The 26,975-nt window shown below is 63.2% G+C and carries 18 protein-coding genes; 8 read left to right on the top strand and 10 right to left on the bottom strand.

What is annotated here, in order from left to right:
* Positions 1–3: 3 nt before the first annotated feature.
* Entirely contained in the window at positions 4–1,983 is a 1,980-nt protein-coding gene (locus H6718_20490; GenBank protein MCB9587794.1) for a VWA domain-containing protein, read from the bottom strand.
* 156 nt (positions 1,984–2,139) lie between these two features.
* On the opposite strand from H6718_20490, the gene H6718_20485 reads away from it, so the two are divergent.
* Complete coding sequence (locus H6718_20485) at positions 2,140–3,075, top strand: hypothetical protein (protein ID MCB9587793.1); 936 nt, start codon at positions 2,140–2,142, stop codon at positions 3,073–3,075.
* A 33-nt stretch (positions 3,076–3,108) separates the two neighbouring features.
* On the opposite strand, the gene purU is transcribed toward H6718_20485, so the two are convergent.
* Both purU and H6718_20475 read right to left on the bottom strand, forming a co-directional pair.
* On the bottom strand, positions 3,109–3,975 hold the full coding sequence (purU, locus tag H6718_20480) for a formyltetrahydrofolate deformylase (GenBank protein ID MCB9587792.1): 867 nt from the start codon (positions 3,973–3,975) through the stop codon (positions 3,109–3,111).
* A gap of 51 nt (positions 3,976–4,026) precedes the next feature.
* On the bottom strand, positions 4,027–4,563 hold the full coding sequence (locus H6718_20475; protein ID MCB9587791.1) for a hypothetical protein: 537 nt from the start codon (positions 4,561–4,563) through the stop codon (positions 4,027–4,029).
* Between the two features lie 199 nt (positions 4,564–4,762).
* Here H6718_20475 and H6718_20470 point away from each other — a divergent pair, with 199 nt between their 5' ends.
* Positions 4,763–5,383 carry a hypothetical protein gene (locus H6718_20470; GenBank protein ID MCB9587790.1) on the top strand — a complete coding sequence of 207 codons (621 nt, stop codon included), beginning with the start codon at positions 4,763–4,765 and terminating at the stop codon, positions 5,381–5,383.
* Positions 5,384–5,389: 6 nt separating this feature from the next.
* On the opposite strand, the gene H6718_20465 is transcribed toward H6718_20470, so the two are convergent.
* Both H6718_20465 and pntA read right to left on the bottom strand, forming a co-directional pair.
* Positions 5,390–6,811 (bottom strand): NAD(P)(+) transhydrogenase (Re/Si-specific) subunit beta, encoded by a 1,422-nt coding sequence (locus H6718_20465; GenBank protein MCB9587789.1) that lies wholly within the window; start codon positions 6,809–6,811, stop codon positions 5,390–5,392.
* A gap of 9 nt (positions 6,812–6,820) precedes the next feature.
* The gene (gene pntA / locus H6718_20460) at positions 6,821–8,434 is read right to left on the bottom strand and encodes a Re/Si-specific NAD(P)(+) transhydrogenase subunit alpha (GenBank protein ID MCB9587788.1); all 1,614 of its coding nucleotides are present in this window, start codon (positions 8,432–8,434) and stop codon (positions 6,821–6,823) included.
* A gap of 397 nt (positions 8,435–8,831) precedes the next feature.
* On the opposite strand from pntA, the gene H6718_20455 reads away from it, so the two are divergent.
* Together H6718_20455 and H6718_20450 are read left to right on the top strand one after the other, a co-directional pair.
* Positions 8,832–10,442, top strand: a complete 1,611-nt coding sequence (locus H6718_20455; protein ID MCB9587787.1) for a carboxylesterase family protein — start codon at positions 8,832–8,834, stop codon at positions 10,440–10,442.
* Between the two features lie 13 nt (positions 10,443–10,455).
* Positions 10,456–11,118: a VTT domain-containing protein gene (locus H6718_20450; GenBank protein ID MCB9587786.1), complete on the top strand. Its 663-nt coding sequence runs from the start codon at positions 10,456–10,458 to the stop codon at positions 11,116–11,118.
* 1 nt (position 11,119) lies between these two features.
* On the opposite strand, the gene H6718_20445 is transcribed toward H6718_20450, so the two are convergent.
* On the bottom strand, positions 11,120–11,518 hold the full coding sequence (locus H6718_20445) for a GAF domain-containing protein (protein MCB9587785.1): 399 nt from the start codon (positions 11,516–11,518) through the stop codon (positions 11,120–11,122).
* 117 nt (positions 11,519–11,635) lie between these two features.
* Positions 11,636–12,853 carry a group II intron reverse transcriptase/maturase gene (gene ltrA / locus H6718_20440; protein ID MCB9587784.1) on the bottom strand — a complete coding sequence of 406 codons (1,218 nt, stop codon included), beginning with the start codon at positions 12,851–12,853 and terminating at the stop codon, positions 11,636–11,638.
* A gap of 1,117 nt (positions 12,854–13,970) precedes the next feature.
* On the opposite strand from ltrA, the gene H6718_20435 reads away from it, so the two are divergent.
* Both H6718_20435 and H6718_20430 read left to right on the top strand, forming a co-directional pair.
* Positions 13,971–15,203 (top strand): hypothetical protein, encoded by a 1,233-nt coding sequence (locus tag H6718_20435; protein ID MCB9587783.1) that lies wholly within the window; start codon positions 13,971–13,973, stop codon positions 15,201–15,203.
* A 55-nt stretch (positions 15,204–15,258) separates the two neighbouring features.
* On the top strand, positions 15,259–17,187 hold the full coding sequence (locus H6718_20430; protein ID MCB9587782.1) for a hypothetical protein: 1,929 nt from the start codon (positions 15,259–15,261) through the stop codon (positions 17,185–17,187).
* 64 nt (positions 17,188–17,251) lie between these two features.
* Here the strand turns inward: H6718_20430 and H6718_20425 are convergent, their stop codons facing one another.
* The 3 genes from H6718_20425 to H6718_20415 all read right to left on the bottom strand — a co-directional run bounded on the left by H6718_20425 (position 17,252) and on the right by H6718_20415 (position 23,167).
* Positions 17,252–18,325 (bottom strand): DUF917 domain-containing protein, encoded by a 1,074-nt coding sequence (locus H6718_20425; protein ID MCB9587781.1) that lies wholly within the window; start codon positions 18,323–18,325, stop codon positions 17,252–17,254.
* A gap of 65 nt (positions 18,326–18,390) precedes the next feature.
* Positions 18,391–21,984, bottom strand: coding sequence for a protein kinase (locus H6718_20420; GenBank protein ID MCB9587780.1), 3,594 nt, complete (start codon positions 21,982–21,984; stop codon positions 18,391–18,393).
* Between the two features lie 199 nt (positions 21,985–22,183).
* Positions 22,184–23,167: a hypothetical protein gene (locus H6718_20415; protein MCB9587779.1), complete on the bottom strand. Its 984-nt coding sequence runs from the start codon at positions 23,165–23,167 to the stop codon at positions 22,184–22,186.
* Between the two features lie 822 nt (positions 23,168–23,989).
* Here H6718_20415 and H6718_20410 point away from each other — a divergent pair.
* Both H6718_20410 and H6718_20405 read left to right on the top strand, forming a co-directional pair.
* Complete coding sequence (locus H6718_20410; protein ID MCB9587778.1) at positions 23,990–24,658, top strand: hypothetical protein; 669 nt, start codon at positions 23,990–23,992, stop codon at positions 24,656–24,658.
* A gap of 66 nt (positions 24,659–24,724) precedes the next feature.
* Entirely contained in the window at positions 24,725–26,917 is a 2,193-nt protein-coding gene (locus H6718_20405) for a hypothetical protein (protein MCB9587777.1), read from the top strand.
* The last annotated feature ends 58 nt before the right edge of the window (positions 26,918–26,975 follow it).

Genomic DNA, 26,975 nt, shown 5'->3' with positions numbered 1-26,975 from the left:
GGCTTAGCGAGCGATCCGCACGGGATAGATGGCATGCTCTTTGGCAAAGCCACCAGGCAGATCCAGCGCCCAGCCAGCGCGAGTCAGACACTGCCGCGCGACGGGCACCTGCACGCCTTGCAGTGGAACCACCGAGAGGGTGTCGACGTCGACCACCTCATCGAGGGTCGTCTCGATCCGCAAGCTTGCGCTCTTCGCGCGGCAACGAACGAGCGCCCTACGAAGCGCCTGCTTGAACCAGCTCTGCTCGTCGATGCGCCCCAGCGTTCCGACGCCACCAAGCCCAATGCCGATTCCGCGGCCGCCTCCGCCAGCTCCGGTTCCGACCATGCCCCACTCGATGCCTTCGGTTGAAGGGCGCACCCCAGGCTCAATCGCGAGGTAGCTCGTCACGGGACTAACCGCGCCGCCGTAGGTAGCCAGAGTCATCATCTCGGGCTCGCTCAAGTCGGAGTAGAGATCCTGCCCAAACACCAGCGCCGCCCAGCGCTTGCTCTCCGCGGCGTCGGGAGACAAAGTGCGCTGCACCGACTTTTGCCAGAGCTTGCCTTGCAGCCGCACGAATCCTCCCGGAACCGAAACGAGCTCCGTTAGCCCGACGGCTTCTCCCTCCCAAAGCTCTTCGGGCTCTGGTAGCATGTCATTGGGCACACCGGGCGCGGTCAACTTTGGCGCGTGGAGGCGCAGCGGACGCACCAGCTCCTCGGCGCGCACACGGGAGTCGGCGCTATCATCGAAGCCGCCGTGCCAGAGCACGCCCCCCGTGGCCGCAGCCACTGGCGCGAACGCGTTGGTGTCGTCGCGTTCGAGGGCAGAGTCGCCAAGTCGGATGTCGACGATGTGCATCAACGCCTTGCTGCGAGCCAGCTTGCCTTTCAGCATGCCAGGAGTCAGCGAACGCCGAGTCTTCACGTCGGTGAAGAGCACCACCCGGCGCGGCCCCTTGCGATCCGCGAGGAGACGGTCAGCCGTGTCCAGGGCGTCTCCCAGCTCGGAGCCGTTGGCAAGCTTGGGTGAGTAGGCGCTCAAGTCTACCCGCGCCCGCTCGACGCCCACCCAGGACTTGAAGCGCTCCTCTGCTTTGCGATTGAAGTACACCAGCTGAACTTGGGCATCAGGAACGTAGCTGAGGTACGCACGCGCCGCGTCGGATGCAGCGCTCGAGCGCGATCCCATCGACTTCGAGGCATCGATCAACAGCACGACGCTGGCCCCTTTCGGGGCCTTGCTGAGCTGGGGCGCGAGCCGAAACTCGAAGTGGGTCAGCACCCGCTGCTTGGCAAATACGTATTGTCCGAACTCTCCGCTGATGCGCGGGGCCTTGGTGGGTACCAGCTCTAAGGTCGTCGCGGCATCGCGCGGCAACTGATACCGCCTGCCAGCTTGCCATGCTTTGCCGTTCAGCTTCAGCTGGTCTCCGGAGCGCGCGGCGCGCACTTCGATGCGCGCCGGCAGCTCTTCGGTTCCCATGCTCGGGAGCTCCACCAAGTAGCTGCCCTGAGAGTAGGTGAGTGGCATTTGCAGCGTGTACTCGACTTGCTTCACTTGACCCGGCGGACACGGGAACACCTGGAGAGCGAGATAGTCTTGCTGGCGCCACGAGAGCAGCGCTGGATCCTTGGGGTAATAGCCACCAACACCAGTCAGCTCCTGGTACTTCGCCGCTGCGGCTTCCGCCTCCATCAGATCACCAGCGAACCAGTGGGGCTTTCCGTTCAGGGATCCAAGCGTCCGCAGCCCAGTCGCCACTGCAGAGTTAGGCAGGTTGATCCAGAAGGTGGCCTGGTCGTGGCGCTCACCACCATTGAACACACTGCGCTCTACGACCAACTTCGCGAAGCCACGGTCAAGCGTCACGGAAACGCTGTTGTCCCGCTCGACCAGCGCGTCGGAGCGCAGGCCTTGCATCTCGTCCGCGGCAGCCGACGGCGCCGCCAAGCAAACCGCGGTGCACCCTAACCCCCAAACCCACCAGCTTCTCAAGGTCCGTAGCATCGTGGGGGCCTTCGACACGGAGCATCCCGCTAGGTTCCGAGGGAATCTTCTTCGCAGTCGCACATCGCTACGGCGCGAGAATGTTGCGACATCAGAAGAATCCGTTTGCGTGCTTCCGAAGCCCCAGAGTGGTACTTTGAAGCCATGCGTTGGCTTGTTTTGCTTACGGTTTCGAGCCTTGCTCTCGCCGCGTGCGGTGGCAGTGAGTTCACTTCCTCCGGCACTGACGGCGGCTCAGCCGGCGTGGGCGGCAGCGCAGGCGCTGGCGGCTCCGGTGTGGGTGGCAACGTCGACGGCGGCATGGGCGGCTTCGGCGGCACGGAAGTCGGCGGCCGCCCTAGCGGCGGCACTTCGGCGGGTGGCAGCGGTGGCTCGACCGTCGCGGCTTGTGCATTTCCAGCTGGATTGAGTGTGCCCGCCCAACCCCGCTACCACTCGACGCTCGACACCCTGGACGACGTGTTGTCGCCGGCGCTGGGAGTCGGCAAGTCGAGCAGCGTCAGCACCGATCCGAACAATGACTTCTTCCAGAGCGAGTGTGAGTTCGGGATCCGGATCAACGCGAAGAACGAGTTCTTCACGATCCCCGAGGCGGGAGACGGTACGGTCAACATCGACTACCGCCAAGGTGCGCTGATGTTCTACTTCGACTCCTACTTCGACAGCAGCGACAACACCGCTCACATGCTGTTCGAGACGGACAATCAGGAGAACGGTGGCTTCACCCTAGAGAAAACAGCCAACAACACCCTGCGCTTCATCGCCAGGGCGAGCGGCGCAGTTGGGGTTCCGTTCCAGGGTATCGTTCAGGCGCAGGACTACAGCATCGTCCACGACCAGCGCGTCCACATTGCCGTTAGCTGGAGCCTGCTGGTCAACGGCAGCAGCGGGAGCGGCGTGCAGCTCTACCTGAACGGTCAACGCCTGAACCTCCAGGGGGCACTGAGCCCCCTGAACATGCGCAACGGCAGCGAAGACCGCAGCCTGCGTTTCGGCAACACCGTCGATGGCGGCAACTTCGCGAGCGGCGTATTCGACGACATCTGGATCTTCGCTACGCCGATCCAAAATGGCGGCTAGCCTCCGACGCCGGCCACTAAATCCGCACTGCAATCAATCGAAGACGACGGTCTTGTTGTTGTAGACCAAGACGCGATCTTCCAGGTGCCAGCGCACCGCCTGGGAGAGCACCAGCTTCTCCAGGTCGCGTCCTTTCCGTACCAGCTCATCTACGGAGTCCCGGTGGCTCACCCGCTGCACACCTTGCTCGATGATCGGGCCCTGATCCAGGTCGCTTGTCACGTAGTGCGCCGTCGCCCCAATCAGCTTGACCCCACGCTGATGCGCTTGGTGATATGGCTTGCTGCCAACGAACGCAGGCAAGAACGAGTGGTGGATGTTGATCACGCGGCCATGTAGTCGGTCACAGAACTCGGGTGAGAGGATCTGCATGTAGCGAGCCAGGACCACGAGGTCGATCCCGCGGTGTTCCAGCAGTTCGAGCTCTTTCCCCTCTTGCTCCGCCTTGTTTAGCTTATCCACCGGGAAAACATGAAAGGGCACACCGAAGTCTTCAGCGACGCGACCAAGGTCCGGGTGATTGCTGATGATCAGCGGGATCACGCACGGCAGCTCACCTGCGCGGTGACGCAACAGCAAGTCGTACAAGCAGTGGTCGTACTTGGAGACGAAGATGGCCACGCGCTTGACGTCCTGCGCGTACGCGATGCGCCACTGCATATCGAAGCGTTCAGCGACCTCCCTCACCCCCTGCTCCAGCGCGGTGCGGTCCGTCATCAGCTCGCTCATGTCGAAGCGGATGCGCTGGAAAAACATGGCTTCGGCGGGATCCGAGTGCTGGTCGGAGTCGAGGATGTTCGCGCCGTGCCCATAGAGCAATTGCGCAAGACCAGCGACCAGCCCACGGCGGTCGCGGCAAGAGACCAGAAGCGTGGCGAGGTGCGGGGCTGAGTCGGTCACAGCCGGAGAATAGTCGCGCGTGGCTAGCAGGCCAGACGCCTCGCGTCGTCGTCAGCCCCCTGGACGGAAGAACACGACGTACGCGGCGACAGCTCCGACAATCAGAAGCAGGAAGAACAGGCCGGCGATCAGGATCCAGCCAAGCACCCGGTTGCCCTCTCCGGCCTTGGGTGGCGCGATGGACCCGCCGCTCGGAGGCTCCATCTCAATCTGCACGGTAAAGCCCTGCTGCCCCAAGAACATCCGCGCGTTATCGAAGAACTGCTGATAGCTCTGAGGGTCGACATCCAGGGGACGACCCCGCTGCTGGTAGAGCTTGTTCAGGCAGTTGAAGGTGCGAAGCTGACCAGTCTTCGCCGCGACGTTCACGGAACCGACCGTCACGGGCGCAAAGCCTGGCGCATCGGGCTTGAGGGAAATGTGCTGGAGCGCCTGCTTCCCGCCCCCGGTACTGTCGACCTCCGGCGCCAGCAACTCCACGCTGCGCACACAGCTCCCCGCGACCTTGAGCCGATGGAACTGCAGCGTGAAAAGCCCCGCGAAGTCGAAGCCTTGCTGCGCAATCATCGTGCGCTTCACCGACGCCATCGCTTGCTCCTCGACCTCTCTACCGCTCGCCTGCCGCAACACCGCGGCGAATGAAAGATTGCCGAAGGTCGTGAGCAAAGGACAACTGCTTGGCGGCCTGACTCACTCTACGACACATCCTGGCACAGCAAGGTAACCATCGGATTTCAATAGCAATTCCAAATGCCAGCGGTGGCACAGCGCGTGCTTGATGGGAGGCATGCGAATCGTCGGAAGCTTGTTCTTGGGTTTGGCGCTCTGCGCTGGTGCATGTGGTGGACAGACTGCGGGTGACCTCGGCAGCCGCGGGGATGGCGCGGGTCGCGGCGCAAACCAAGGAGACGGTCAAGGCGGCCAGGCGAGTTCCGAGGACTCCAGTGTCGACCCGGGTGAGCCCCAAGACGACGACTGGCAACCTGAGGACCTACCGGAAGAAGCGGACCCCAACGACGACACGGACCCGTCAGGCGATGTTCGCTACGGCTATTACGCGATCAACGGCGACCAGATCACGCTTACGTGGGGAAGCACGGATCGCGCGTGCGGCGACTCGCCGACCGTCACGTGCAACGAAGCCAAGGCCGAAGTGACGCTCAGCTTGCAACAACTCATCTCGCAGCAAAGCATCGATCTGGAGACCACACAGGGTGTGATGACCTCCAGTGGCGTGAACCAAGGCGGCAGCGGACCCGACGATTGTTGGTGGGGGGGAGGCAGCCCCTGGGGTCAACTCCGCCTCGATACGTTCACGGAGGATGAGTACATCATCGTCGTCACCGGTTCTGCGGCCCCCGGTGAACCAAACGTCGACGGCTACATCAATCTGATCGCCTGCGAGTAGCGGCTCTCACTCCGCTGCGGCTGCGTGAGACTGCCCCTCACGCAGCGTCGCCAGGATCGCGTCAACGTTCTTCTTGGCGTCTCCAAAAAGCATCCGTGAATTTTCCTTGTAGAAAAGCGGATTGTCGACACCCGAGTAGCCCGTCGCCATGGAGCGCTTCATGACCACGGTCGTCTCGGCCTTCCACACCTCGAGCACCGGCATGCCGTAGATGGGGCTGGAAGCGTCGTCGAGGGCGCCTGGGTTCACGATGTCGTTGGCGCCGATCACGAGCACCACGTCGGTCTCGGGGAAGTCGTCGTTGATCTCCTCCATCTCGAGCACGATGTCGTACGGCACCTTGGCTTCGGCCAGGAGCACGTTCATGTGACCGGGAAGGCGCCCAGCGACAGGGTGAATCGCAAAGCGTACCTGAGTGCCCTTCGCACGGAGGATCTTCGCGACCTCGAACAACGGATGCTGCGCCTGTGCGACCGCCATGCCGTACCCCGGAACGATCACCACGCTCTTCGCTTCTGACATCAGCGCGGCGACCTCAGCTGCCTCCACTGGCGTCGGCTCACCCTCCGGCGCGGAACCTCCTGCCGGCGCTGCGCCTTCCGTTGCCCCAAAGCCGCCGAAGATCACGTTCGCGATCGAGCGATTCATCGCGCGGCACATGATGTAGCTCAGGATCGCGCCGCTCGAACCAACCAGCGCACCGGTGATGATCAAGAGGTCGTTGGAGAGCATGAAGCCCGCGGCTGCGGCTGCCCAACCCGAGTAGCTGTTCAGCATCGAGACCACTACCGGCATATCGGCGCCGCCGATCGCCATCACCAAGTGGATCCCGAGAACACAGGCGATGCCAGTCATGATTCCCAGCGGAATCAGGCCAGCATGACCTTCTGCGGCCATGAATTGAGTCAGCAGGAAGATGCTCCCGCCAACCATCGCGAGGTTGATCAGGTGCCGACCCGGCAACATCAGCGGCTTGCTGCCGATGCTGCCGCGGAGCTTGCCGAAGGCGATCACGGAACCGGTGAACGTCACGGCGCCAACGAACACGCCGAGGAAGATCTCGACGTCATGAATCTTCGCCTCCACGCCAGTGAAGTGCTGATTCGGATCCAGGTAGGTCGCGTAGCCAACCAGCACCGCAGCGGCACCAACGAAGCTGTGCAGAATGGCAACCAGCTCCGGCATGCTGGTCATGGCGACGCGAGCCGCGAGCAGCGCGCCGATCAGCGCACCAACCACCACCACGCCACCCAGAACCGGGTAGCCACCCGTCATACGCGCCGCCGTGGCAGCGATGGCGAGCAGCATGCCGATGATTCCGTACAGATTTCCCCGCCGCGCCGTTTCCTGCGTCGAGAGTCCGCCGAGGCTCAAGATGAAGAGCACTCCAGCGCCGATATAGGCAACGGTGGTCAAGCTATCGAGCATCGGAGTGCCTCACTTCTGAAACATCTTGAGCATGCGCTGAGTGACCAAGAAGCCTCCAGCGATGTTGATGGTGGCGAGCAGGATGGCTGCGGCGCCGAGAATGGTGACCGCGCTCGTCAGTGGACCTGAGAGCTGCAGCATGCCGCCTACGATGATGATGCCACTGATCGCGTTGGTGACGCTCATCAGCGGCGTGTGCAGTGACGGAGACACATTCCACACCACCTGCCAGCCGACGAAGCAGGCGAGCACGAACACGGTGAAGTGGCTCAAGAACTCCTTGGGAGCGACCGCGCCGAGCCCCGCCAGCACCAACCCACCGACGAGCATCGTGATCGCGGTGGTCTGCGCTTTTTTCCTCGCGGCAATTACCGGATCCGGCTTGGTGGGCACCGGCGCCGGGATAGACGCCTTCTTGGGCGGCTCCGGCACGATCTTCGGCTTCGGCGGTGGCCACATCATCTCGCCGTCGTGCAGCACGAGGGCGCCCCGCACGACGTCGTCCTCGAGATCGACGTGCCAGCTCTTGGCGCCACCCATATCAGCGAGCAAGTGGGTGAGGTTCGTGCCGTAGAGCTGACTGGCTGTCGGCGCTAGACGACTAGGCAAATCCACATAGCCGATGATCGTGACGCCGTTGTGCTCGGTGACCTGTTCGGGCTGTGTGACTTCGCAGTTTCCCCCGGCCTCCGCAGCCAGGTCCACGACGACTCCGCCGGGACGCATCAGCTCCACGCACTTCTTGGTGATGAGCACTGGAGCAGGGCGACCGGGGATCAGCGCCGTGGTGATGATGATGTCCACTTCACGCGCCTGTTGCTCGAAGAGCTTCATCTCGGCGTCGATGAACTCTTTGCTCATCACCTTCGCGTAGCCACCCTCACCGGTGCCATCCTCCTCGAACTGCAGCTCGAGGAACTCAGCGCCCATGCTCTCGACCTGCTCTTTGACGGCAGGTCGCGTGTCGAAGGCGCGCACGATGGCTCCTAGACCGCGGGCGGCGCCAATGGCGGCCAAACCGGCGACGCCAGCGCCAATCACCATCACCTTCGCAGGCGGCACCTTGCCCGCCGCGGTGATTTGCCCGGTAAAGAAGCGACCGAAGAAGGACGCCGCCTCAATTACCGCACGGTAACCCGCAATGTTCGCCATCGAGCTCAGCGCGTCCATCTTTTGCGCGCGGCTGATGCGCGGGATTTGATCCATCGCAAGCAGCGTGACCTTGCGCTTCGAGAGACGTTCGAGCAGCGCCTCGTTCTTGGCCGGCCAGACGAAGCTGATCAGCGTCGCCCCTTCCCGCAGCAAGTCAGCTTCGTGGTGGCCACGCTGAGCATCCAGCTCCGGGGGCCGAACCTTCAACACGATGTCCGACTTCTCCCACAGCTCTTTCGGGTCCTTGATGATGCGCGCGCCGACGCTCTCGTAGTCAGAGTCGAGGAACGACGCGCCTTCGCCGGCTCCCGACTCCACCACGGCGTCGAAGCCAAGCTTCGTCAGGCGCTTGATGGTCTCAGGAGTCGCAGCCACCCGGCGTTCTCCGGGGCCGATTTCACGGGGGATCCCAACCAACATATGTGTCTCCTCGCGCGAGCCGCAGCGCAGTGCGGCCCGAACAGAAGTCATGGTCGTTCGCGCCGCGACGACGCGAAGCCGAATGAGCGTCGTTGCTCCGCTTGCGCAGAGAAACGGCAGACCGCCGTGCCAATGGGCGTGGACTGCTGCGGCCCCTTGATAGCGCAAAACGTTGCAGATTGGGGTACTGCGTCGCCTTCTGCATTGCGTCATTCGCAGGGGGTGAGGGAGCGTCGTCCAATAGCCGATTTTGTCGAAGGATCCGCCAGCGAGACTCACGCAATCGGAGCCCAATGTGCGCCCTGGTAGGTTGCATTGAAGTGCAGGATCGCCTCGCGCGCGCCGCGTGCGACGGAGTGGGTGGAGACCAACTGACCTCCCCCCAAACTCCTGAGACGCGCGAGGCCAAGACAGCAACAACCGGCGTCGGACTATCCTCGAAGGGGCGATGGGGGAATTCCGAATCTATCGAGCCGCCTGGGCACTGGTGGTCGTTGCCTGCGCTGGCTGCGGGGAAGATGCAGTGGACTCCGGCGACCGTCAGGTTCAGCCCGGAGTCGACGTGGAGACTTCAACAGGTCCCATCCATGGCGAAGAAGCAGGCGAGCTCAGGATCTTTCGCGGGATCCCCTATGCCGCTCCTCCTCTCTCCGAGCTGCGTTTCCGCGCGACAACGCCACACGCAATCTGGAGTGAGCGCCTCGACACGACCCAGTTTGGTCCGGGCTGCCCGCAAAACGGTGATAGCGTTCTGAACCCAGTGAGCGAAACCTCGGAGGACTGCTTGACGCTCAACATCTGGGCCCATCAGAACGCTCCTGATGACGCGCTCAGGCCGGTGATGGTGTATCTCCATGGCGGGGGCTTTGTCTCGGGCGCCGGCAGCTCGCCTTTGTATGAGTCGACCCGCGTCGCCAGTCAGGGTGATGTCGTGGTGGTGACCCTCAACTACCGCCTGGGCGCTCTCGGCTTCCTCGCTACCGACGAGATCCGCGCGGAGAACGGTAGCGATTCCGCATGGAACAATGGTCTATTGGACCAGCGCGCCGCCCTGCGCTGGATACAGGCGAATATCGCTGCGTTTGGCGGCGACCCAGGGAACGTCACGCTATTTGGACAGTCCGCGGGCGGCGTTTCCGTGTGTGCGCACTTGGCCATGTCTGAGAGCCGTCACCTGTTTCACAAAGCCATCCTTCAGAGTGCTGGCGGGTGCAGCGACATGCGGCTTCTCGAGGGGGATCCGCTCCCACCGGGCGGTACCCTCGCCCTAGCCGAAACGTTCATCGAGGCCGCAAACTGCGCGAGCGAGTCTTCTCCAGTGGCATGCCTACGCCGCCTACCCGTTGACGAGTTGTTGAGAGCTCAGACCGAAGTTCCTGCGAACTTTTGGGGGAATCAGGCGCTCGGGCCAAGCGTGGGAGGCGCCGAACTCAGTGCTCAACCCCTCGAGCAGCTGCGCCAGGATGCCGACGTCGCGGTCCCACTGCTCACAGGCGCCATGTCGGCGGAGATGGCGCTGTTCGTGTTCGGCAACGTCGTGAAGGCGGATACCGACACTGACTACCATGACGTCGCCGTCGCGTTGACCGGAAGCGCCGAGAAAGCAGCCAAGCTGGAGTCGGTGTACCCGCTCTCTCAGTTCGCTTCCGCGCGGGAAGCCGTGGTCGTCATGGGTACCGAGTTCGCGTACGCCTGCCCTGCCAAGCACCTTGCGACCTTCATGGCAGGACGCGGCGCACCGGCGTTCAACTACGAGATGCGCGCCACGGTTGGAGGCCTAGCGGGCGCCGTCGGTCCTGGGCATGGCTTGGACGTTCCCTTCGTCTTCGGAACACTGGACGCGAGCAACTTGCTCTCCTACGACGCTGAAGATCGTGCGCTATCCGACGCGATGATCGGCTTCTGGACCGAATTCGCGCGAAGCGGTGCTCCTGGCAGTGAGTGGCAAGCAGTGACCCAAGGCAGCTACGTTCTAGAGGAACAGAATCCCCATATGGAAATGGACGCGAGCGCGGGTCGCTGTCAGCAACTCGAGGTGCTTGGCCTGATCGGGATATGAGCAGGGGAGCAACTTGAACACAGCGGACACCCACTGGCTGAGGCGCAGCATGCGGCCGCTGCTCGGTGCCGTGGTCCTGATCAGCGTGATCAGCTTGCCGTTTATCCTGCTCGGGGAACAGCGCACGCTCGTCTGGACCAAGGAGCTCGTCGAACGCTCGGGGGCAGGCTTGGTCGTCGCGCTCGTCAGCCTGCTCGCCGCCGACGTCGTGCTGCCGGTGCCTTCGAGCTGGGTAGCTACGCTGAGCGGCGCGTCGTTTGGCTTCTGGGGTGGCCTCGGGGTCAACTGGCTCGGCTTGAACCTCGGGGCGCTCCTCGGGTATTCCCTGGGTCGGCGCGCGGGTCGGGTCGGTGCGCGACGGTTACTCGGCGAAGAGACCCTGGAGCGCCTGGCCAAGAGCTTCGACCGCTTTGGCATCTGGAGCATCCCTCTTTTCCGCGGGGTACCGGTACTTGCCGAAGCGAGCCTGATTGTCGCTGGAAGCTTGCGGCTCTCCCCCGCGCGCTACTGGGTAGCCTGCTTTAGCTCCAACTTGGGAGTCGCGGCGGTCTACGCCTGGGCAGGCGCGATGGCGCTCGACGGCACCAGCTGGCTGTGGGTGTTCCTGGGGTCAACATTGCTCCCCGGCGTGCTTTGGCTGGTGGCTCATCTGCGTCGGCCGAAGGTCGAGTCGTAGACTAGCCTGGAAGGCTGGCGGCATCGTCGCTCAGCTGAGTCAGCAGTGCCTCCGGCAGATCCCGTTCATCGTCATACGCAATACCAACGACCGCCCGTACTTCGCCCGCGGCGTCGAGTATGGGGAGCGCCACCGCTGCCTTTGCGCCAACGGCCGCTGCCCCTGGGCGCACATCCTTCGACGGCGCCTGCAGGTTGCATGTCGTAACGGGCGCCTTGCGCTCCCACGCCAGGCCCGCCATACCTTTACCGCACGGAATCGTCTTGGTCGCGGCGACTACTGGAGGCGGCAGTGCCACGGCGGCGCGCATTTGGAGCAGGTCCTCCTCGATCGCGTGCACGCTCCCAGCGACACCGCCGTTTCTAGCCAGGTAGGCCTCGAGCCATGTTTGGGCGTCCATTGGTAGATCCTTACTCCTTCCCGCCAGGCGGGCGATGGTCAAAGTCAAGACCCCCGTACAAACCGTGCATGCGGATTTCCCGCACACGGCTTACCAGTAGCCACTCAGCGCACAGCATTACGCGGCCTCCATCAAGATGGATTGCTCCGGATAGCGGACAGTGCCTCGGAGTTGGTACAGGCCCAGACGGTAGAAGTAGTCGCGATCCCAGCGGTCGACTTGTTTGGGTTTCAAGTGGCGACCCTTGCGAGCCACCAGCAGCCCTTTCAGCTGCTTCCAAACATACGTGTCGAGCTGATTGAATCGCTTCGCGGCATTTCCCGTGCGGAAGTAGTTTCCCCAGCCCCGTAGCACGGGGTTCAGCTGTTCGATGACGTCACGGATATCCGCATGGCATCTCGAGCGAGGGGTGAGGCCCTTCACACGGCTCCGGATCCGCTGCATCGCGCGCTGTGACGGCCAGCGATGGAGGAAGTAGAGCCGCTCACCCGACCTCTCCAGCACCTTGCCGCTCAACCGCTTGTGCAGATGACAGCCAAGAAAGTCAAAGCCCTGCTTGCCATCGTAGAGCTCGACTCGCCTGGTTTTCTCCGGATGTAGCTCGAGACCGAGGCGCTGCAGGATCACTCGGATCCGCGCCTCGGCCAGCTCGCAGTCCTTCTTGGTGCGGCAGATCACCACGAAGTCGTCCGCGTAACGCACCAGCGTTCCATACGGAGCGCTGTGGCGGGTCCACAAGACGTCGAGCACGTGCAAGTAGATGTTGGACAGCAAGGGGGAGATCACTCCCCCTTGTGGCGTGCCGCGCACCGACGCCTTCACGACGCCGTCCTCCATCACTCCGGCTTCGAGCCACTGCCGCAGCAACTTCAGCACCCGACGATCCGAGATGCGTCGCCCAACCAGCTTCATCAGCTTGGCGTGGTCGATGCTCCCGAAGTAGTCGCGGATGTCAGCGTCCAGCACGTGATGACCACCCTTCGAGCCGAGTTTCCTCAGCGTCTCGAGCGCCATCGTCGCGCTGCGCCGGGGACGAAACCCATAAGAACAAGGCAGAAAATCCGCCTCGAAGATGGGCTCAATCACCAGCTTTGCCGCCATCTGCACCACCCGATCGCGCACCGTCGGGATGCCTAGTGGCCGCTTCTTACCATCGGCTTTGGGGATGTACTGCCGCCGCACCACCTGCGGCCGATACTTCCCCGCTTTCAGCTCAGCTTGCAATTCCTCGAGGAATCGATGAGCCCCGTACTCCTCCACGTCGCAGATCGACTGGCGATCCACGCCCGCGGCTCCTTGGTTCTGTCTGACTCGCTTCCACGCCTCCTGGAGGATGTCACCCCGCCAGATGTGGTCGTACAGGGCGTGAAAGCGCCTATCCGGTGCCCGCTTGGCTGCTGCATATAGTTGGCGTTGTAGTTGTTGCGCTTTTCCGTGCGGTTTACACCTGCCGGGGTCGTTAGGTCCGGACTTGCCGGCCATTCCCTCACGCTTACCTACGCTTCCAACACGACTACCGCAGGGACCCTTCCCTCCTGCCGCGTTTTGCCGCACGGCATTCGTTCCCGCTGGTTGCCCAGCGGTCTTCGGTACCATGATCCCCTCGGACTCCCGCTGTGCAGTGGCCGATTTCGCCTTCGGCTTATACGACGCACCTCGCCCTGACTTGGGCCGCACAGACGGGCCTCCCGAGTTCCGCGCTCCTCCTTGCACACGTGCTGCCCCCCGTACCCCGCCGGAGCCGACTGCAAGCTTCGGTGCTCTCGCCGTCGATGTTGCCTTCGCCGTGATATGAGCGGCTCGGCCTCCGGATTGTTTCTCTGTCGAGGCTGCAGGTTTCACTTCATGTTGCGGCCCGCGTGCTTGCTCCCCGCTACGCAGCTCTCGCTGCTTCACGAGCTTTTGACACCCCGCTCGGGCAGGGAGATCTCGCTCCACTACCTGGGGCCTGCTACCCGGCGCACCGACGCTTACCGGAACGGGACTCTCACCCGCTGGAGAAACGCAGCTAGCGAAACACTCAGCATCCTGCGAACAGGCTTCCAAGTCTTTCGCGTCACGGCGCACCATAGCTGCAGCCTAGCGAAAGCCGGCAGCGCGGGCGAGGCTCGCTAGATGCAGCCTCACCACAGCTGACCGTTGAGGCCGAGGACGGCTCCGCCTGCGACCGGTTGCGTGACAAACGACCAGGGTCGACGAGGTGAGGGCGTGGAGCCGGGCCTCGATGGCGCGAAGGGTGAACTGTCGAAAAGCAACGCATATGCCACCGAGTCGACACCGCCTGCGAAGGCGAAACCAGGCGCGTCGAAGGTGACCGTCGGTGGCGGCGGCTCCGGGAGGCAACGCAAGTGACGCCGGTACGCGATAGGACGGTGTTGCAGTTCTTACCACACTGAGCGACCCTGCCCGCGCTGCGCTGTTTCCACATCGACAGTTCGCGGGGAGTAGACAAGTGACTGGGCGAGCTCGAACGGACGAACTGGTTGGGTTGGTTGGGGGCGCGATGGCACTCGCCGGAGCGCTCGGCTTGGTTGGCTGTGATGGTTGCGAACAACCTCCCCCCACGAGGCCGGACGCGGCGAGCTCCGCCAGCGGCTCCGCACAGCCCGGTCCCGCACCCAGCGGCTCGGCGGCAACGAACGCATCCCATCTCGGCCTGAAGCAGCTGAGCGCGACCTTCACTGACGCCAAGCAAGCCAAGGAGCGAGCGACCGCGACACCGATTGCGTTTGCGTGGGACCTCTTTCTCTACGTCAACTGGCCCGCCAAGAGCGGCGAGCGAGGTGTACCGGATCCTGCCCTAGAGCTCGGCGCCGATGGGCTAACGACCTGGAGCACTTGGAAACACACCAGCGAGGTGTACCTCCCAGGAGGCAAGCCTCCAGACGCCTGGAAGAGCGGCGATCCAAGCAAGCCGCCGCTGCTCGAGGCGCCCGAAATCGACGGACGCACGTTGACCGATAGCAACGGCAACCTGGTCGAATTCGAGGTCCGAATGAACGAGGCCACGTTCAGCTACATCGTGGCGCGACAGCTGTACGGCTACGCCGGTCAGCAGGCGTTACGCAAGCCAGGCGCCGAGGCCGTTGCGTTTCCTCCCGGATCACTGGAGGTGAAAGCCACCTGGCGCCTGCTGGATCCGATCAAAGACAAGGCCATCCTCGGCAACTACTACACGCGCACGGTTACCTACGCTTCGGACGGCGGTGGCACGACCCAGGCGGCGGCAGGCCTGACAGGGCTCCACATCATCAGCAAGGCGCTCCCGAACTGGGTGTGGGCGACCTTCGAACAGGTGGACAACGCCAAGACCACAGAGGCGAAGCTGTTGCAGCCCATTGCACCAGACGTCGCAGCGGCCAACGCCAAGATGCAGCAAGCGCTGCAGGGGACCGTTTGGGCCAACTACCAGCTGATCGGTGTGATGACGGAGCCTGTAGCGGATGGCAAGCCGGTCATCCTGGCCAATTCCCAAATGGAAACTGGTTTCCAGTCGACGTCTTCATGCCTGACGTGCCACTCCACCGCGTCTATCGGGCCCGACGACAACCCGCGCTTTCAGTTCTTCAAGCCGGGTTTTCAAGGCTACGTCGGCGAGCCACCGAGCCAGCCTTTCGACGCCGCACAGGGTGGCAAGTTCACCCGCCTCGATTTCGTGTGGTCACTGAAGCGCGCCCGTCAATGATCGCCGCCTCACCACTGCTGTTTTTGCGCTGACTAGCGCCTCCAAGGAACACGCCATGAGCGCACTCTTCGTACCGCGTATCCACTTCCTCGGGCTGATGGGCGCCAACACGCCCACCGCGAACAACAACAACTACGACTTGGTGCTGGACCCTGAGAACGTCGACTTGTTCGAGCCGTACAAGAGCATGAGCGACGACGCCTTTCGTCAGCTGATGCGCAGCCTGATCTTGAAGAGCCTGCCCTACAACTTGGGCACTCAAGAGGTCCTGAACGCCAACTGGGACTACGAGGGCGACAACAGCATGGTGATGAGCAAAGCCACTGTCACCACCCTCGACGACCTCAGCGGCAAGCGTCTGAGGAGCGCCGACGAAGATCCGTTGATCGGACTCAAGGTCGACATGTTGGGTGATCCGTGGGGAGACACTCCGTCACCTCCGGTGATCGTCGACAATGACCCGACCGGCGATCTCACGAGCCAGATCTTCAAGGCCAAGGTGTTGCTCGGCGACGAACAGCTGGGTTTCGTCGCCGACGCGCAGAAGGCGGGTCCACTGCCTCGCTGCTACTCCCGCTGGATTGACCTGCAGCGAAACCTGGTCGAGACCCCCGACGCCTGCTTCGCTGCGATCTGGCAGCAGGCACTGCCCAAAGCCGCCCTGGACTTCTACGGCACCGAGCGCTCGCCCATACTCAAGCACCTCGCCGAACAGGCAGAGCGCGAGGCAGGCTTGGTGATGCGCTTCTGCACCTACTACTTCGAGCGCAAATACACCGACCAGCAGATGGCTGACTTCTTCAAGAACGGCCAGCGGGTGCAGAACCTCTCTCAAGGCTTCTGCTTGGGTACCATCGGCGTGTGGCGCTCGGGCGACCTCGGGAGCGTTCCAATGGGGCGCCAGCTGCACTCGAGCGCTTCACTCAAGTTCGACAACCAAGGCACGGAGGTCGACTACGTCTTGGCACCGGCAGTCAGCGCCGTCGACGAGCAGCGCAGTGTGATCGCAGTGGACCTGATCACAACTTTCCCCGAGGTAACGAAGATTGGCCCGGACCAGGACCCGAAGAGCATCCAGAAGGTCGATCTCGGGACCGCCACTCTGGAGGTCGTCACCGCAGAAGGCAAAGTGGAGCCGCTCGGCGCCCTCGACTACTCGACCGCGACGTACATCGACGGCGCGGGCATCGTGGAGCTGCCGCTGAGCGCCGACCAGATCACGAAGATCAAGTCGGGGCGCCTTCAGTTGAGCTGCAGCAAGGCTCAGCAGAACCCGGTAATGCAAGAGCAGCTCCTGGTCTCGGAGACGGACGATCGCTCCGTTTACCTGACGGTCGGCGAATCCACGACGATCCAGGTGAAGGTGTTCGAGCGTGGCTCCTCGCCCACGACTCCGGTGAACGTTGGCGTTCAACAGTACCGGGTGAGGCAGACGCTAGAACCGCCCCAAGACGGCGTGCCCGGTGTACCGTTGAAGAACAACCTGCTCGCACCGCAGCACATCGAGCCCTATCTCAAGCTCGAACCGGAAGCAGCAACAGTCGGCGAGGACGGTATCCTCAACGTGAAGCTCGCCGCGCTGTGCGCCGGACTCGGCAAGCTGCGCTTCGTCCCGGGGAGTGACAACCCGCCAGATCCCGATCCGGTGATGCTCGCGACGTGGCTCAATCTCTACTTCTGCAACGTCCGGGTCCTGCCGAGCGATGATCACTACGACGAGGTACCCGACGACCAAATCACCTTCGAGTACCTATACGACGAAGTGCTTCGCTACTACTGGCGCTTGTTCCCGGTGATGGATCGCTACATGCCGCTCAACAACAAGCAGGCCATGACCCAGCGAGCGCAGAACATCTTGCTCTTGATCGACAAGAACCAGTGGTTCTCCACGCTGTTCATGCCTATCACCCGCGAGATGAGCGACGGCAAGCGCCGACTGCTTCAGCGCTGGTGCAACCGCGTACTGCGCGGCGAAGACACCTGAAAGTCCGCGGGGCGCAGCGTGAGATCGTCGCTCGCATTGCCCCATGGAATTTGTCTTCAGTCTTTCAACGGCAAGGCTCGAACGGGGTGTACGGTCCGGCGTAGCCGATGGTTTTGTAGACATCGAGGAAGGCCTGGACGATGGAGTCAGCGCGCATCTCGCTCGGGGAGGGAGCAGCGATGATGGCGACTTCCTTGTCCTTGGCGATGCTCAAATCCGCGTTGGAGAACACCTTCCCGTCCGTGGTGAGGTAGCAAATCAGGTCTGGCGACATGATCACTGGTGCAGCCTGATCGGAGCGCCAACCCATCAGGTTCTCGTTCTGGTTGTAGATCCAGAACTCGGTCCCCGATTTGTCCGTCAGCACGACGTATCCGAGGTCGAAGCCGCCGCTCGTCTCCTCGTTCGTGCGGGTGATTTTCCCCGTGAAGAGCAGCTCGCCGCCGAGGTACTCCACCACGGCTTGAACCGGATCCTTGGCCTTGCGCAGCGCCGCGCCGAGCCCCTCTGCGTAGGTCGTCGTGTGAAGCATCGCGCTTTGCTTCATCGTCTTTCCGGTCATGGTCCAGAACGCGACGCCCACGTATTGGTGAAAGGTGCCACCAGAGATGATCCCGTGAATGGCGTTGTTCGCGCTCGTCGGGTCTTGAGTATCGAGCCGCAAGTGCTCGTCACTGTTCGCCATCGCGATGGGTGAGATGGGCACGTTGTTGGATGCGTACGTGCACATGGAGAACTCAGGAATCGCCCGCCGCGCACCAGCGGCGTCCACCACTGGGATCCCTCCCTTGGCGGCGGTGCTCATGGGGATCAGGCTGTTTCCTGCCCCCACTTCGCCCGCCAGCACGAATGACAGCGGCTTACCGTCGATTTCCTCGAGGAACTTAAATGCCGTCGGTGCTGCCCCGAAATCAAAGTTGTCCAAGGTGGCATCAGGCGAACCGACGACTGCACTGACCGCCATTCGAGCATCATCCGCCACGTCTTCGTCTGGGTCTGCAAGCCGCAGGGGGCGCCCCGACGCGATGATCTCGGCCGCGATCTGCTTTCCGATGACGAGCGGACCGCCACCTCCCGCTCCTAGGATGGTTGCCCCCTGCAGGATGTCCTCGATAGCTTCTTTCTTCAGCTCGCGCATATCACCCTCCTCGCCTCCGGCCGCTGGGCGCCCCACGCACCTCAGCTCCCCGTGAGTCAGCGAGCCTACCGCAGATCTGCGAGCAACGCGCGGGCACGCTGCACCAACGGAACGGGCTTGGCACCCAAAGCGCGCCCTGTTGTCGCATTGGAACTCGGAACCGTGGATTCAGCGTCAGGCACCTCGGCGAGCGCGGTTTCGAGGGCCGCGCGCGCAGCCACGCGGTCGCCCTTGGCCACCTGAATGCGAGCCAAAGTGGTCGAGGCCGACAACACGAAAGCGGGTGCACCACGCTCGCGGGCGAGGTCAACAGCGGCCACCAGCTGAGGGATCGCCTCGTCGCTACCCGCGCCGTGGAGCAGCTCTCCCCGCCAGCGCAGTAGCTCGCTCTCGAAGGCAAGCTCCTGACGCGAGCGCGCACCATCGATCACGACATCGATGAAGTTCAGGCCATCCCTGAAAGCGCGCACTCGCCAGTGCCCCTCGGCGAGCATGACTCCGTAGAAGCTGGCCGCGAGCCCCGCTCCCATCGCTTGCCACCCGCCCCACGCAGACATCATCTCCGCCAGCGCTTGTTCCGGAGCCGCTTCGAGCGCCGCCCAGCCAGAGAGCATCTGACCCGTGGTGCGATAGATTGGAAACTCCCCCGCCAGGCGCAGCAAATCCTCTCCCCGTACGCCGGCGTTCTCGCGCTCCCCGAGGATCTGACTGGTGATCCCCTGAATCTGCCGAGCGATGGCGCGGCTGAAGTCGTGGTTCATCCCATCAGCCATGGCCCACGCTTCATCACCGCGAGCGCGGGCGAGCTCGAAGTGCCCAGTCACGGCCGCGTTCCACGCGCCGTAGGTCAAGCAAGTCATCCGCGGGTTCTGGGCGAAGAGCTGCACGTGGTGCATCACCCGCTCCGGGTTGAACAGCTCAAACACGCGTTGTACGTGCGCTTCCGCCTGGTTGAACTCCGCCAGCCAAAACGCCTTGTTGCCGACGGCAAACTCCGCTTCCAGCAACAGATCGGCATCCCCGGTCTCGTTGGCGATACCCAGGCATTGGTCGGCGAGCTCGCTCGCGCCTTTTAATTCCCCACGGAACAAGTGAGAGACACTCTGCCCAAACAACACGCGAAACAGCTGCTCGTGCGCACCCACGCGCCTGGCGAGCGCGCCTGCGCGGTCGAACGCCCAGCGCATCTCCTTGGAGGCAAAGCCTCGAGTCACCAAATAAACAGTGCCCAGATTCAGTTGGAGCGACAGCGCCAGCTGGTCCCGCTGCTCAAGCTCGGGGACGACGTTTTGGAGCTCCATTGCGCGCTCCAAGGACTCGAGGGCTCGGGCATAGGCGCCGTCGAGCAGCAGCTGCTCTCCGGCGACGCTCACCGCGAGTAGCTCATCGGAGCTGAGCCCCGCCTCTCGGAAGTGATGGGCAGCAAGCGGCGCGAGGCGCCGATCCTGCTGCATGCGAACCTCGAAGTAGCGCCCCACGCTCGCGTGATAGGCGCGACGCTGCTCGCCTCGCATACCGCTCAAGAGCGCTTCCCGCAGCTTGTCGTGACTGAAGCGCCAGCGGTCTTCCGACAGCTCCACGACCGGACGCGAACGAAGCAAGAGGTCTTCTACGTCGTCTCGCCGGGAGAGCTCGGCGAGTAGCTCGAGATCGAACTGGCGCCCTGTAATCGCGGCCAGCTCCAACACCGGTAAGGCATGCGACGGAACGCGGTTCAAACGCCGACGCAAGACGCCATCCATCCCGCTCGTCATCACCTGGCCGTCCGCCGGGCGTACGGCTTCCAGGCTCCCGGCCTCTTCTGCTAGTGCGCGCAACACCTCGACCGCGAAGAACGCGTTGCCCTCAGTTTGTTCCGCAAGGAAACCAATCAGCGCAGGGTCACCACCGCGATCGCCAAGCACAGAGGTGGTCAGGGACGCCAGTTCACGCTCGCTGAGCCTGCCTAGCCAAAGTTGGTCTGGGTCCCCAAGCTCGCTGGCGAGCGTTGGACGCTCGTCGTCGCGGTAGCTACCCACAATCAGGAGCGGGAGGCGCAGCGTCATCGGGAGAATGCGCTCCAGCAGCGACTGGCTCTCCGGCCCCATCCAGTGCAGATCCTCGAGCATCAAGAGCAGCGGCGCAGCCTGCTTCGCCAGCAGGGCCATCACGGCACCAAACATCGCGTCACGGGCGATGGTCGGATCGGGAGCGATGAACGGTGGGATCTGCCGGCTCAGCAAACGGGCAGCATCAGGCACCAGCACGGACAGCGCAGAGAGCTCATTGTCAGTGAGGCCGCGCGCACCGAGTAACAACGCGCGCAACGGATCACGCCAGATTTGATACGGGGCCTGAGCACCGTCGATCGCCTGCCTCACCTGCACAGACAGCCCGCGCACGCGGGCGCGGGTGCGCAGCTCCGACAGCAACCTCGACTTGCCGACGCCGCTCTCCCCCCGGAGCAGGACGAAACCTCCAACGCCTGCCTGCAACGCACGCACGGCATCTTCGAGCTGCTCGAGCTCCGTGCGACGCCCGATGAAGCGCGCTGACTGGAGGTAGCTCTCGCGCACATCGGACGCACGCTGCGGCCGGGTGCGCCCGGTCACTTCACTGAGATCGGCAATCACCGCAGCAGCATTCGAGTAGCGTCCCTCGGGACGCTTGGCCATCAAGCGGCGCAGCACGCCATCAATGGTCGTTTCCGTGACGTTGCTGGTGGCCCCCGCCCTGCGACCGCGCGCGCGCTTTAGCTGCTCCGGCGTGGCAAGCTGTGTCGACTCATCCACCGCACGCTCGTCGCCGCCAGCACTCACTTGGGTTGGCAGATCCAGGAGCACGCTGAACTCCGGGGTGTGGTTGAGGATTTGATCGCGTAGGCGCTCGGCGTTCGATGCGTCGAAGGGATAGCGCCCGGTGAGCGCCTCGAACAACATGACACCGACCGCGAAAAGGTCGCTTGCTTCCGTGGGGAGCTGACGAGCGTACACCTCGGGTGCCATGTAGCTCAGGGTGCCTGCAAAGTTCGGGATGTCGTCCCGCAGCGCAGCGACCCCAAAGTCCAACAGCTTGACCTGCCCACCGCTCGTCACCAGCACGTTGCCCGGCTTCACGTCCCTGTGAAGCACCCCGTGGCGATGCAGGTAGGCGAGCGCCTCCAGCAACTGCAGCCCCAGACCGACTCTTCCCGACGGAGGCAGCTTTTTTGTTGCCTCGCGGAAGTTAACTGCGTCTTCCAGCAGCTCCATGGTGAGGTAGGGTTGACCTGAATCGAACCCGTAATCATAGACCTTGATCACATGGGGATGGCGGAGCGACGCCAGCACCTTGAACTCGTTCGCGATCGCAATCAGGTGCTGCTGGCTCGCCGATGGGTAGCCAGCCGCCTTGCCCTTGGGGCTCCCCCCGGTGTCGGTTTCAGGCAATTCCGGCGCCGTGGGCGCCAGCTTGGCCTCCGGGGTCCCCACGAGGGTGGGCACGAGGTTCAGCTCCGACGGCGGTTTGGAGCTTTGGGAGGTTGGAGGCTCTAGCAACTTCAGCGCAACCGCACGGTCGGTCAGCAGATCCGTCGCTCGATAGACGACGCTCATGCCTCCGACCCCGATTTCGTCGTGAACTACGTAGCGGCGATCGACGATCGCAGCTCTCGCACGACGGGGTCCGGGCACCAACGGCATGGGGCCGCAGGATAGCTGGTGCGCGGCTGCTTGTGCTGCGATTCCTGCAGTGGCTAGTGAGGCGAATCTCTGATTCGCCGAACAATCAACACAGCGTTCCGCGTCTCAAAAGTAGCGCGAAGGCGCAAAACTCGGGCGCCCACACCCCAGAGGGGGCGGGCGAGTTTTGCAGCGAACTACGGAGACAGGACACTACCCGCTATTGAAACAAGCCGCGCACTTCTGCGCACGTCGTCCCAGCGGGCACCCGTTGGGATACGAAACGGCTTGTGTTAGCGGGCTGAAAGTCGGGGCGATTGGTATCAAGAAACTCGGTCTGCTGCGCGTTGCACTGATCGCCGTTGTCCTTGATACAGCCGATGATGTGTGACTGCAGCCCGGGCTTGCCGGCGATCATCGGCACTTCTGCGGAACCAGTGAGCGCGTCACACGAATCAACCTTCGCGCTGAGTTTTGCGACCGTGCGACTGACGATCCAAAGCGCCTGAGCACGTTCGAACTTCAGCGCGTCGGTCGGTGGATGAAAGTAGCCGTTGCCCTTTGACGCGAAACCCGTGAGACCGGGCTTGGTGTCAGCGTCAGGATCGCTCGCCTTGACCTGGGTTAGCGCGGGCCAAGCGTCATTCAATGGGTCGATCATCGTGTGACCCACGAGCAGAGCAACCGGTGCACTCTCCACGCTACCTCCAATTTCGAAGGCACCCGAGAAATCGATGCGGAAGATGGGAATGCCTCCCAAGTCGAATACATCCCCGGGGAACCAAACACCGAAGCGCTCGTTGCCTCCCAAGAAGTTGCTCTGGAAGTCGGGCAACGTGATGCCACAGGTGTTCACGGTCTCGTACGCGCCCGCTGCCTCCTGCACGCGGTTGCCAAGCAGCCAAACGCGGATCTTGTCGTTGCCTGCTTGCAGCACCATCGTGTTCGTCCAGGCGACGTCGATCTCCAGATAGCTTCCCCAGCTACCGGAGAGGTCGCAGGGTGCGCCCGCCGCGCCGGCGCTACCGCCCGTCGTGTTGCCAGCGCTGCCGCCGCTGCTTTGCCCCCCGCTGCCGCCAGCGCTGGTCGTCCCACCAGTTCCCGCGGTGCCCGCGCTACCCGCGGCACCACCTTGAGCACCCGAGCCTCCGCCGAGCAGCCCCGAGCTGTCGCTCGAACCGCACCCCACGGCCAAGAGGCTCAACAGCGAAACGCTCCATGCGAACCTGGAACCACACTTCAGAGACCCGCAAACCATTTTAGGTTTATAGCATTCGCGGCCCGGCTCGGGAAACCGGAACGCTCCCGCCTGCAGCAGACCACCCGGTGGAAGCTCACGGGTAAATCCTTCGCGATCACGGCGCTGGTCGCGAAACCTGCTGGCAACCGAGCGACACGCCGCGATCGTGGTCAAGGAGCGCCGACGCGAACGCTGTCTCCGGAGTGCGTCGCCCGCATACCTGATACTGAAAGGGCGTCGCCGTGTGTCGACTTCGGCCGCGCCGGTTTCCAGGCCCACATTTCCCCGCGGCAACCTTCCGTAGGCAAGGGAGGCCCACCTTGGTTCTGGTCCTCGAACCAATGCCGCAGCCTTTCCTGTGGGGGGGAGGTGCTCCGCCTACGCGCTGTGTCCGTTCGGCGTCTCTGTCAAGCGCGTGTGCGCCGATTCACTGCTGAAATCGACGTTGAAGATCCGGGTGAGGCTCGAGCCTGCGGTGTAGTGTCCAGAGCCGTGGTGTCCGCACGACCCGGGACGGCTCGCTTTCAAAAAATATCCGCCGAGGAAACGTGCGGATTCGCTGGTTCATCACCACTCTGGTGTTCCTGCGCCTCGCCTTATGGCAGCCTCAGCGCCCCCTGCGCTTGGGGGCGGTGTCGGCGCTAGCACCGTAGATCGCAATGAGGCCCAGCCGGGCCCAAGGGAATCGACGGAGCGAAGTCGAATTGTTGTTCTTCGCGCCTGCCGGGCGCGAAATCGGAGACCGCTCCGAGATCACCCGCGGCCTTCAAACGTTGCCAACCAGAGATGCAGGAATTCCTCGCAGCTAGCCTCAGCTACCCGACGGTGATCTTCAGCGCGCTGATGGTCGCGATGCTGCTGTACTGGCTGCTCGTGATCATCGGTGCCGTGGGCTTGGATCTACTGGGAGGCCACGATCACGCGCTGGAGATCGACGGACACCACCTCGACGCGATGGACGCCGCAGAAGCGCCGAGCGCGTTCCGCCTACGACAGGTGCCGGTGACGGTCGTGGTGTCGCTGCTGACGTTCTACAACTGGTTGCTGTGCCACCTCGGTAGTCACTACCTAATTCCGCACGTCAACTTCCTGAATCCGGGAATCGCCGCGACGCTCCTACTGTTGCTGAGTTTGGTCGTCAGCTTCTTGCTCACGAAGCTCAGCGTCGTTCCCCTGGCTCCGCTTTTCCACACGCATCAAGCCACGCGCCGCAAAGAGCTCGTGGGTGAGATCGTGACGGTGCGCACTGGGCGCGTGGACAGGAAGTACGGTCAGGCGCTGCTCGACGAGGACGAGCACGCGCTGCTGTTGGAGGTACGCTGCGATCCTGCAACCGAGCTGCGACGCGGCCAGCGCGTGATGATCATTTCGGTAGACGATGAAACCGGCAGCTATGAAGTTGAGCCGGTGGACGAGCTGCTTGGAGCTTCTCCGCGGAAACACCAAGAAGGCTGATTCCAGGTGCTCCTGGTACTGAGCCGTGCGCCGGATGGCGCCACGGGGCGAGAGTGAGGAAATGCGATGAACTTCGAACTTTCAACGCTATTGGCCGGGGCCGGTGCCCTACTGGTGTTTGTGGTCGGTTCCCTACTGATCATCACGCGCTTCTATCGCAAGGTGGATCAGGGCAAGGCGCTGATCGTCAACACCATGCGCGCAGAGCCGACCGTGACATTCACGGGCAAGGTGGTCATCCCGGTGTTCCACCGCGCGGAGGTGATGGACATCTCCGTAAAGACCATCGAGCTCGACCGGCGGGGACAGGAAGGCCTGATCTGCGCAGATAATATCCGCGCAGATATTAAGGTTACCTTCTTCGTGCGGGTAAACAAGACCGCTGAGGACGTGCTCAAGGTCGCACAGTCAATCGGTTGCGAGCGCGCCAGCTCGCAAAACACTCTCGAGCAACTGTTCAACGCAAAGTTCGGCGAAGCGCTGAAGACGGTCGGCAAGTGGCTCGAGTTCGAAGAGCTCTACACGAAGCGCGAAGAGTTCCGCGACCGCATCATCGAAGTCATCGGCAAAGACCTAAACGGCTACGTGCTGGAAGACGCGGCGATTGACTACCTGGAGCAAACGGCGCTCGAGTCCCTGGATCCGTCGAACATCCTCGACGCCCAGGGTATCCGCAAGATCACCGAGATCACCGCGCACATGAACGTCAAGACGAACTCTCTCAAACAGGAGGAGCGCAAGGCGATCAAGAAGCAGAACGTCGAGGCTCAAGAGGCCATCCTGGAGCTCGAGCGCCAACAGGCGGACGCAGAGGCCAAGCAGGCCCGCGAGATCGCCACCCTGCGTGCGCGCGAAGAAGCAGAGACACTCAAGGTTCAAGCTGAAGAGCGCAAGAAGCACGAACTCGCTCGGTTGAAGCAAGAAGAGGAAGTCTCCGTTCAGGCGGAGAACAAGCAGCGGCAAGTCGAGGTCGCCCAAAAGAACCGCGAACGCGTGATCGCGGTCGAGAGCGAGCGCGTCGAGAAGGAACGCGCCCTCGAGGCCATTGGGCGCGAGCGGGAAGTGGAACTCCAGCGCATCGAGAAGGAGAAGGCGCTGGAAGTCGAACGCAAGGCGATCGCTGACGTCATTGCCGCGAGGATCGCGGTCGAGAAGAGCGTGGCTGAGGAGGAAGAGCGCATCAAGGACCTGCGGGTGGTGGCGGAAGCCAAGCGCCTCAAGGAGTCCACGGTGATCGCCGCTGAAGCAGCTGCTCAGGAGAAGGTCACCCACAAGGTGAAGGAAGCCGAGGCGGACGAGCAGGTCGCGAAGCACACCGCCAAGCGCACGCTGACCCTAGCGGAGGCAGACCTCGAAGCCTCCGACAAGCAGGCCCGCGCCAAGATCCGGCTCGCGGAAGGCATCCAGGCCGAGGCCGCGGCCCAAGGCTTGGCGAACGTCAAGGTGAAGGAAGCCGATGCCGTCGCCGTGGAGAAGCTCGGCACGGCCAACGCCCGGGTCGCCCTCGAAACGGCTCAGGCCGAAGCGCGCGGACTGGAAGAGAAGGGCATGGTGGAGATCAAGCTCAAGAACGCAGAGGCCGAAGCCATCGAGCGTCAAGGCAAGGCCAACGCAGACGCTTCTCGTCAGATGTTCCTTGCGGAAGCACAAGGCGCCGAGAGCAAGGGCCTCGCAGATGCCAAGGTCAAGGAAGCGGACGCAGCCGCAACCGAGAAGCTCGGCACAGCTCAAGCCGTGGCCATTCGCGAGAAGATGTCCGCAGAGGCGGTGGGCCTGCAGGAAAAGGCCGGCGCGATGAAGGCACTCGACCCCGAGAGCCGCGCCCACGAGGAGTACCGAATCCGCCTGGAACAGCAAAAGGAGCTGGCACTCGCAGCCATCCAGAGCCGCGTCGCGGTCGCCGAGAGGCAAGCCGACGTCATGGGCTCCGCGATGGAGCACGCGAAGATCAATATCGTGGGTGGCGACGGACAGTTCCTCGATCGCTTCTTCAAGGCGGTGAGCCTGGGCGCCGCGGTGGATGGCGCCGTAGACCAGAGCGAGCTCCTGAAGAGTTCCGTGCGGGAATACCTGGAGGGCGACGCCAGCCTTCGCGGCGACGTAAAGGAGATCCTGGCCAGCCCCGGCTTCAACACCGAGGCGCTCAAGAACCTCTCGATCGTCGGCGCGCTGCATAAGCTGATGGGTGAGCTGGACCATGTGCAGCGCCCCAAGGTGGAGCAGCTGGTGCAACACGCCAAGGATTTGGGCCTCGGCTGACGAGCCTGGCGTGGCCCATTCGCCGCGCCTCACCCCCAAACTCGAGACATCCGAAGGA

It is taken from the genome of Polyangiaceae bacterium, assembly GCA_020633205.1.
Taxonomy (GTDB): domain Bacteria; phylum Myxococcota_A; class Polyangia; order Polyangiales; family Polyangiaceae; genus JAHBVY01.
This window is presented reverse-complemented; position numbering and strand designations above follow the sequence as displayed.

What these genes read in the sequence shown, in the direction of transcription:
- H6718_20420 (MCB9587780.1), bottom strand. Translation starts at nt 21,984, where the DNA reads ATGCCGTTGGTGCCCGGACCCCGTCGTGCGAGAGCTGCGATCGTCGAT.
- H6718_20410 (MCB9587778.1), top strand. Translation starts at nt 23,990, where the DNA reads ATGCAGGAATTCCTCGCAGCTAGCCTCAGCTACCCGACGGTGATCTTC.
- H6718_20465 (MCB9587789.1), bottom strand. Translation starts at nt 6,811, where the DNA reads ATGCTCGATAGCTTGACCACCGTTGCCTATATCGGCGCTGGAGTGCTC.
- H6718_20430 (MCB9587782.1), top strand. Translation starts at nt 15,259, where the DNA reads ATGAGCGCACTCTTCGTACCGCGTATCCACTTCCTCGGGCTGATGGGC.
- H6718_20405 (MCB9587777.1), top strand. Translation starts at nt 24,725, where the DNA reads ATGAACTTCGAACTTTCAACGCTATTGGCCGGGGCCGGTGCCCTACTG.
- H6718_20475 (MCB9587791.1), bottom strand. Translation starts at nt 4,563, where the DNA reads ATGGCGTCGGTGAAGCGCACGATGATTGCGCAGCAAGGCTTCGACTTC.
- pntA (MCB9587788.1), bottom strand. Translation starts at nt 8,434, where the DNA reads ATGACTTCTGTTCGGGCCGCACTGCGCTGCGGCTCGCGCGAGGAGACA.
- H6718_20485 (MCB9587793.1), top strand. Translation starts at nt 2,140, where the DNA reads ATGCGTTGGCTTGTTTTGCTTACGGTTTCGAGCCTTGCTCTCGCCGCG.
- H6718_20455 (MCB9587787.1), top strand. Translation starts at nt 8,832, where the DNA reads ATGGGGGAATTCCGAATCTATCGAGCCGCCTGGGCACTGGTGGTCGTT.
- H6718_20445 (MCB9587785.1), bottom strand. Translation starts at nt 11,518, where the DNA reads ATGGACGCCCAAACATGGCTCGAGGCCTACCTGGCTAGAAACGGCGGT.
- H6718_20470 (MCB9587790.1), top strand. Translation starts at nt 4,763, where the DNA reads ATGCGAATCGTCGGAAGCTTGTTCTTGGGTTTGGCGCTCTGCGCTGGT.
- H6718_20425 (MCB9587781.1), bottom strand. Translation starts at nt 18,325, where the DNA reads ATGCGCGAGCTGAAGAAAGAAGCTATCGAGGACATCCTGCAGGGGGCA.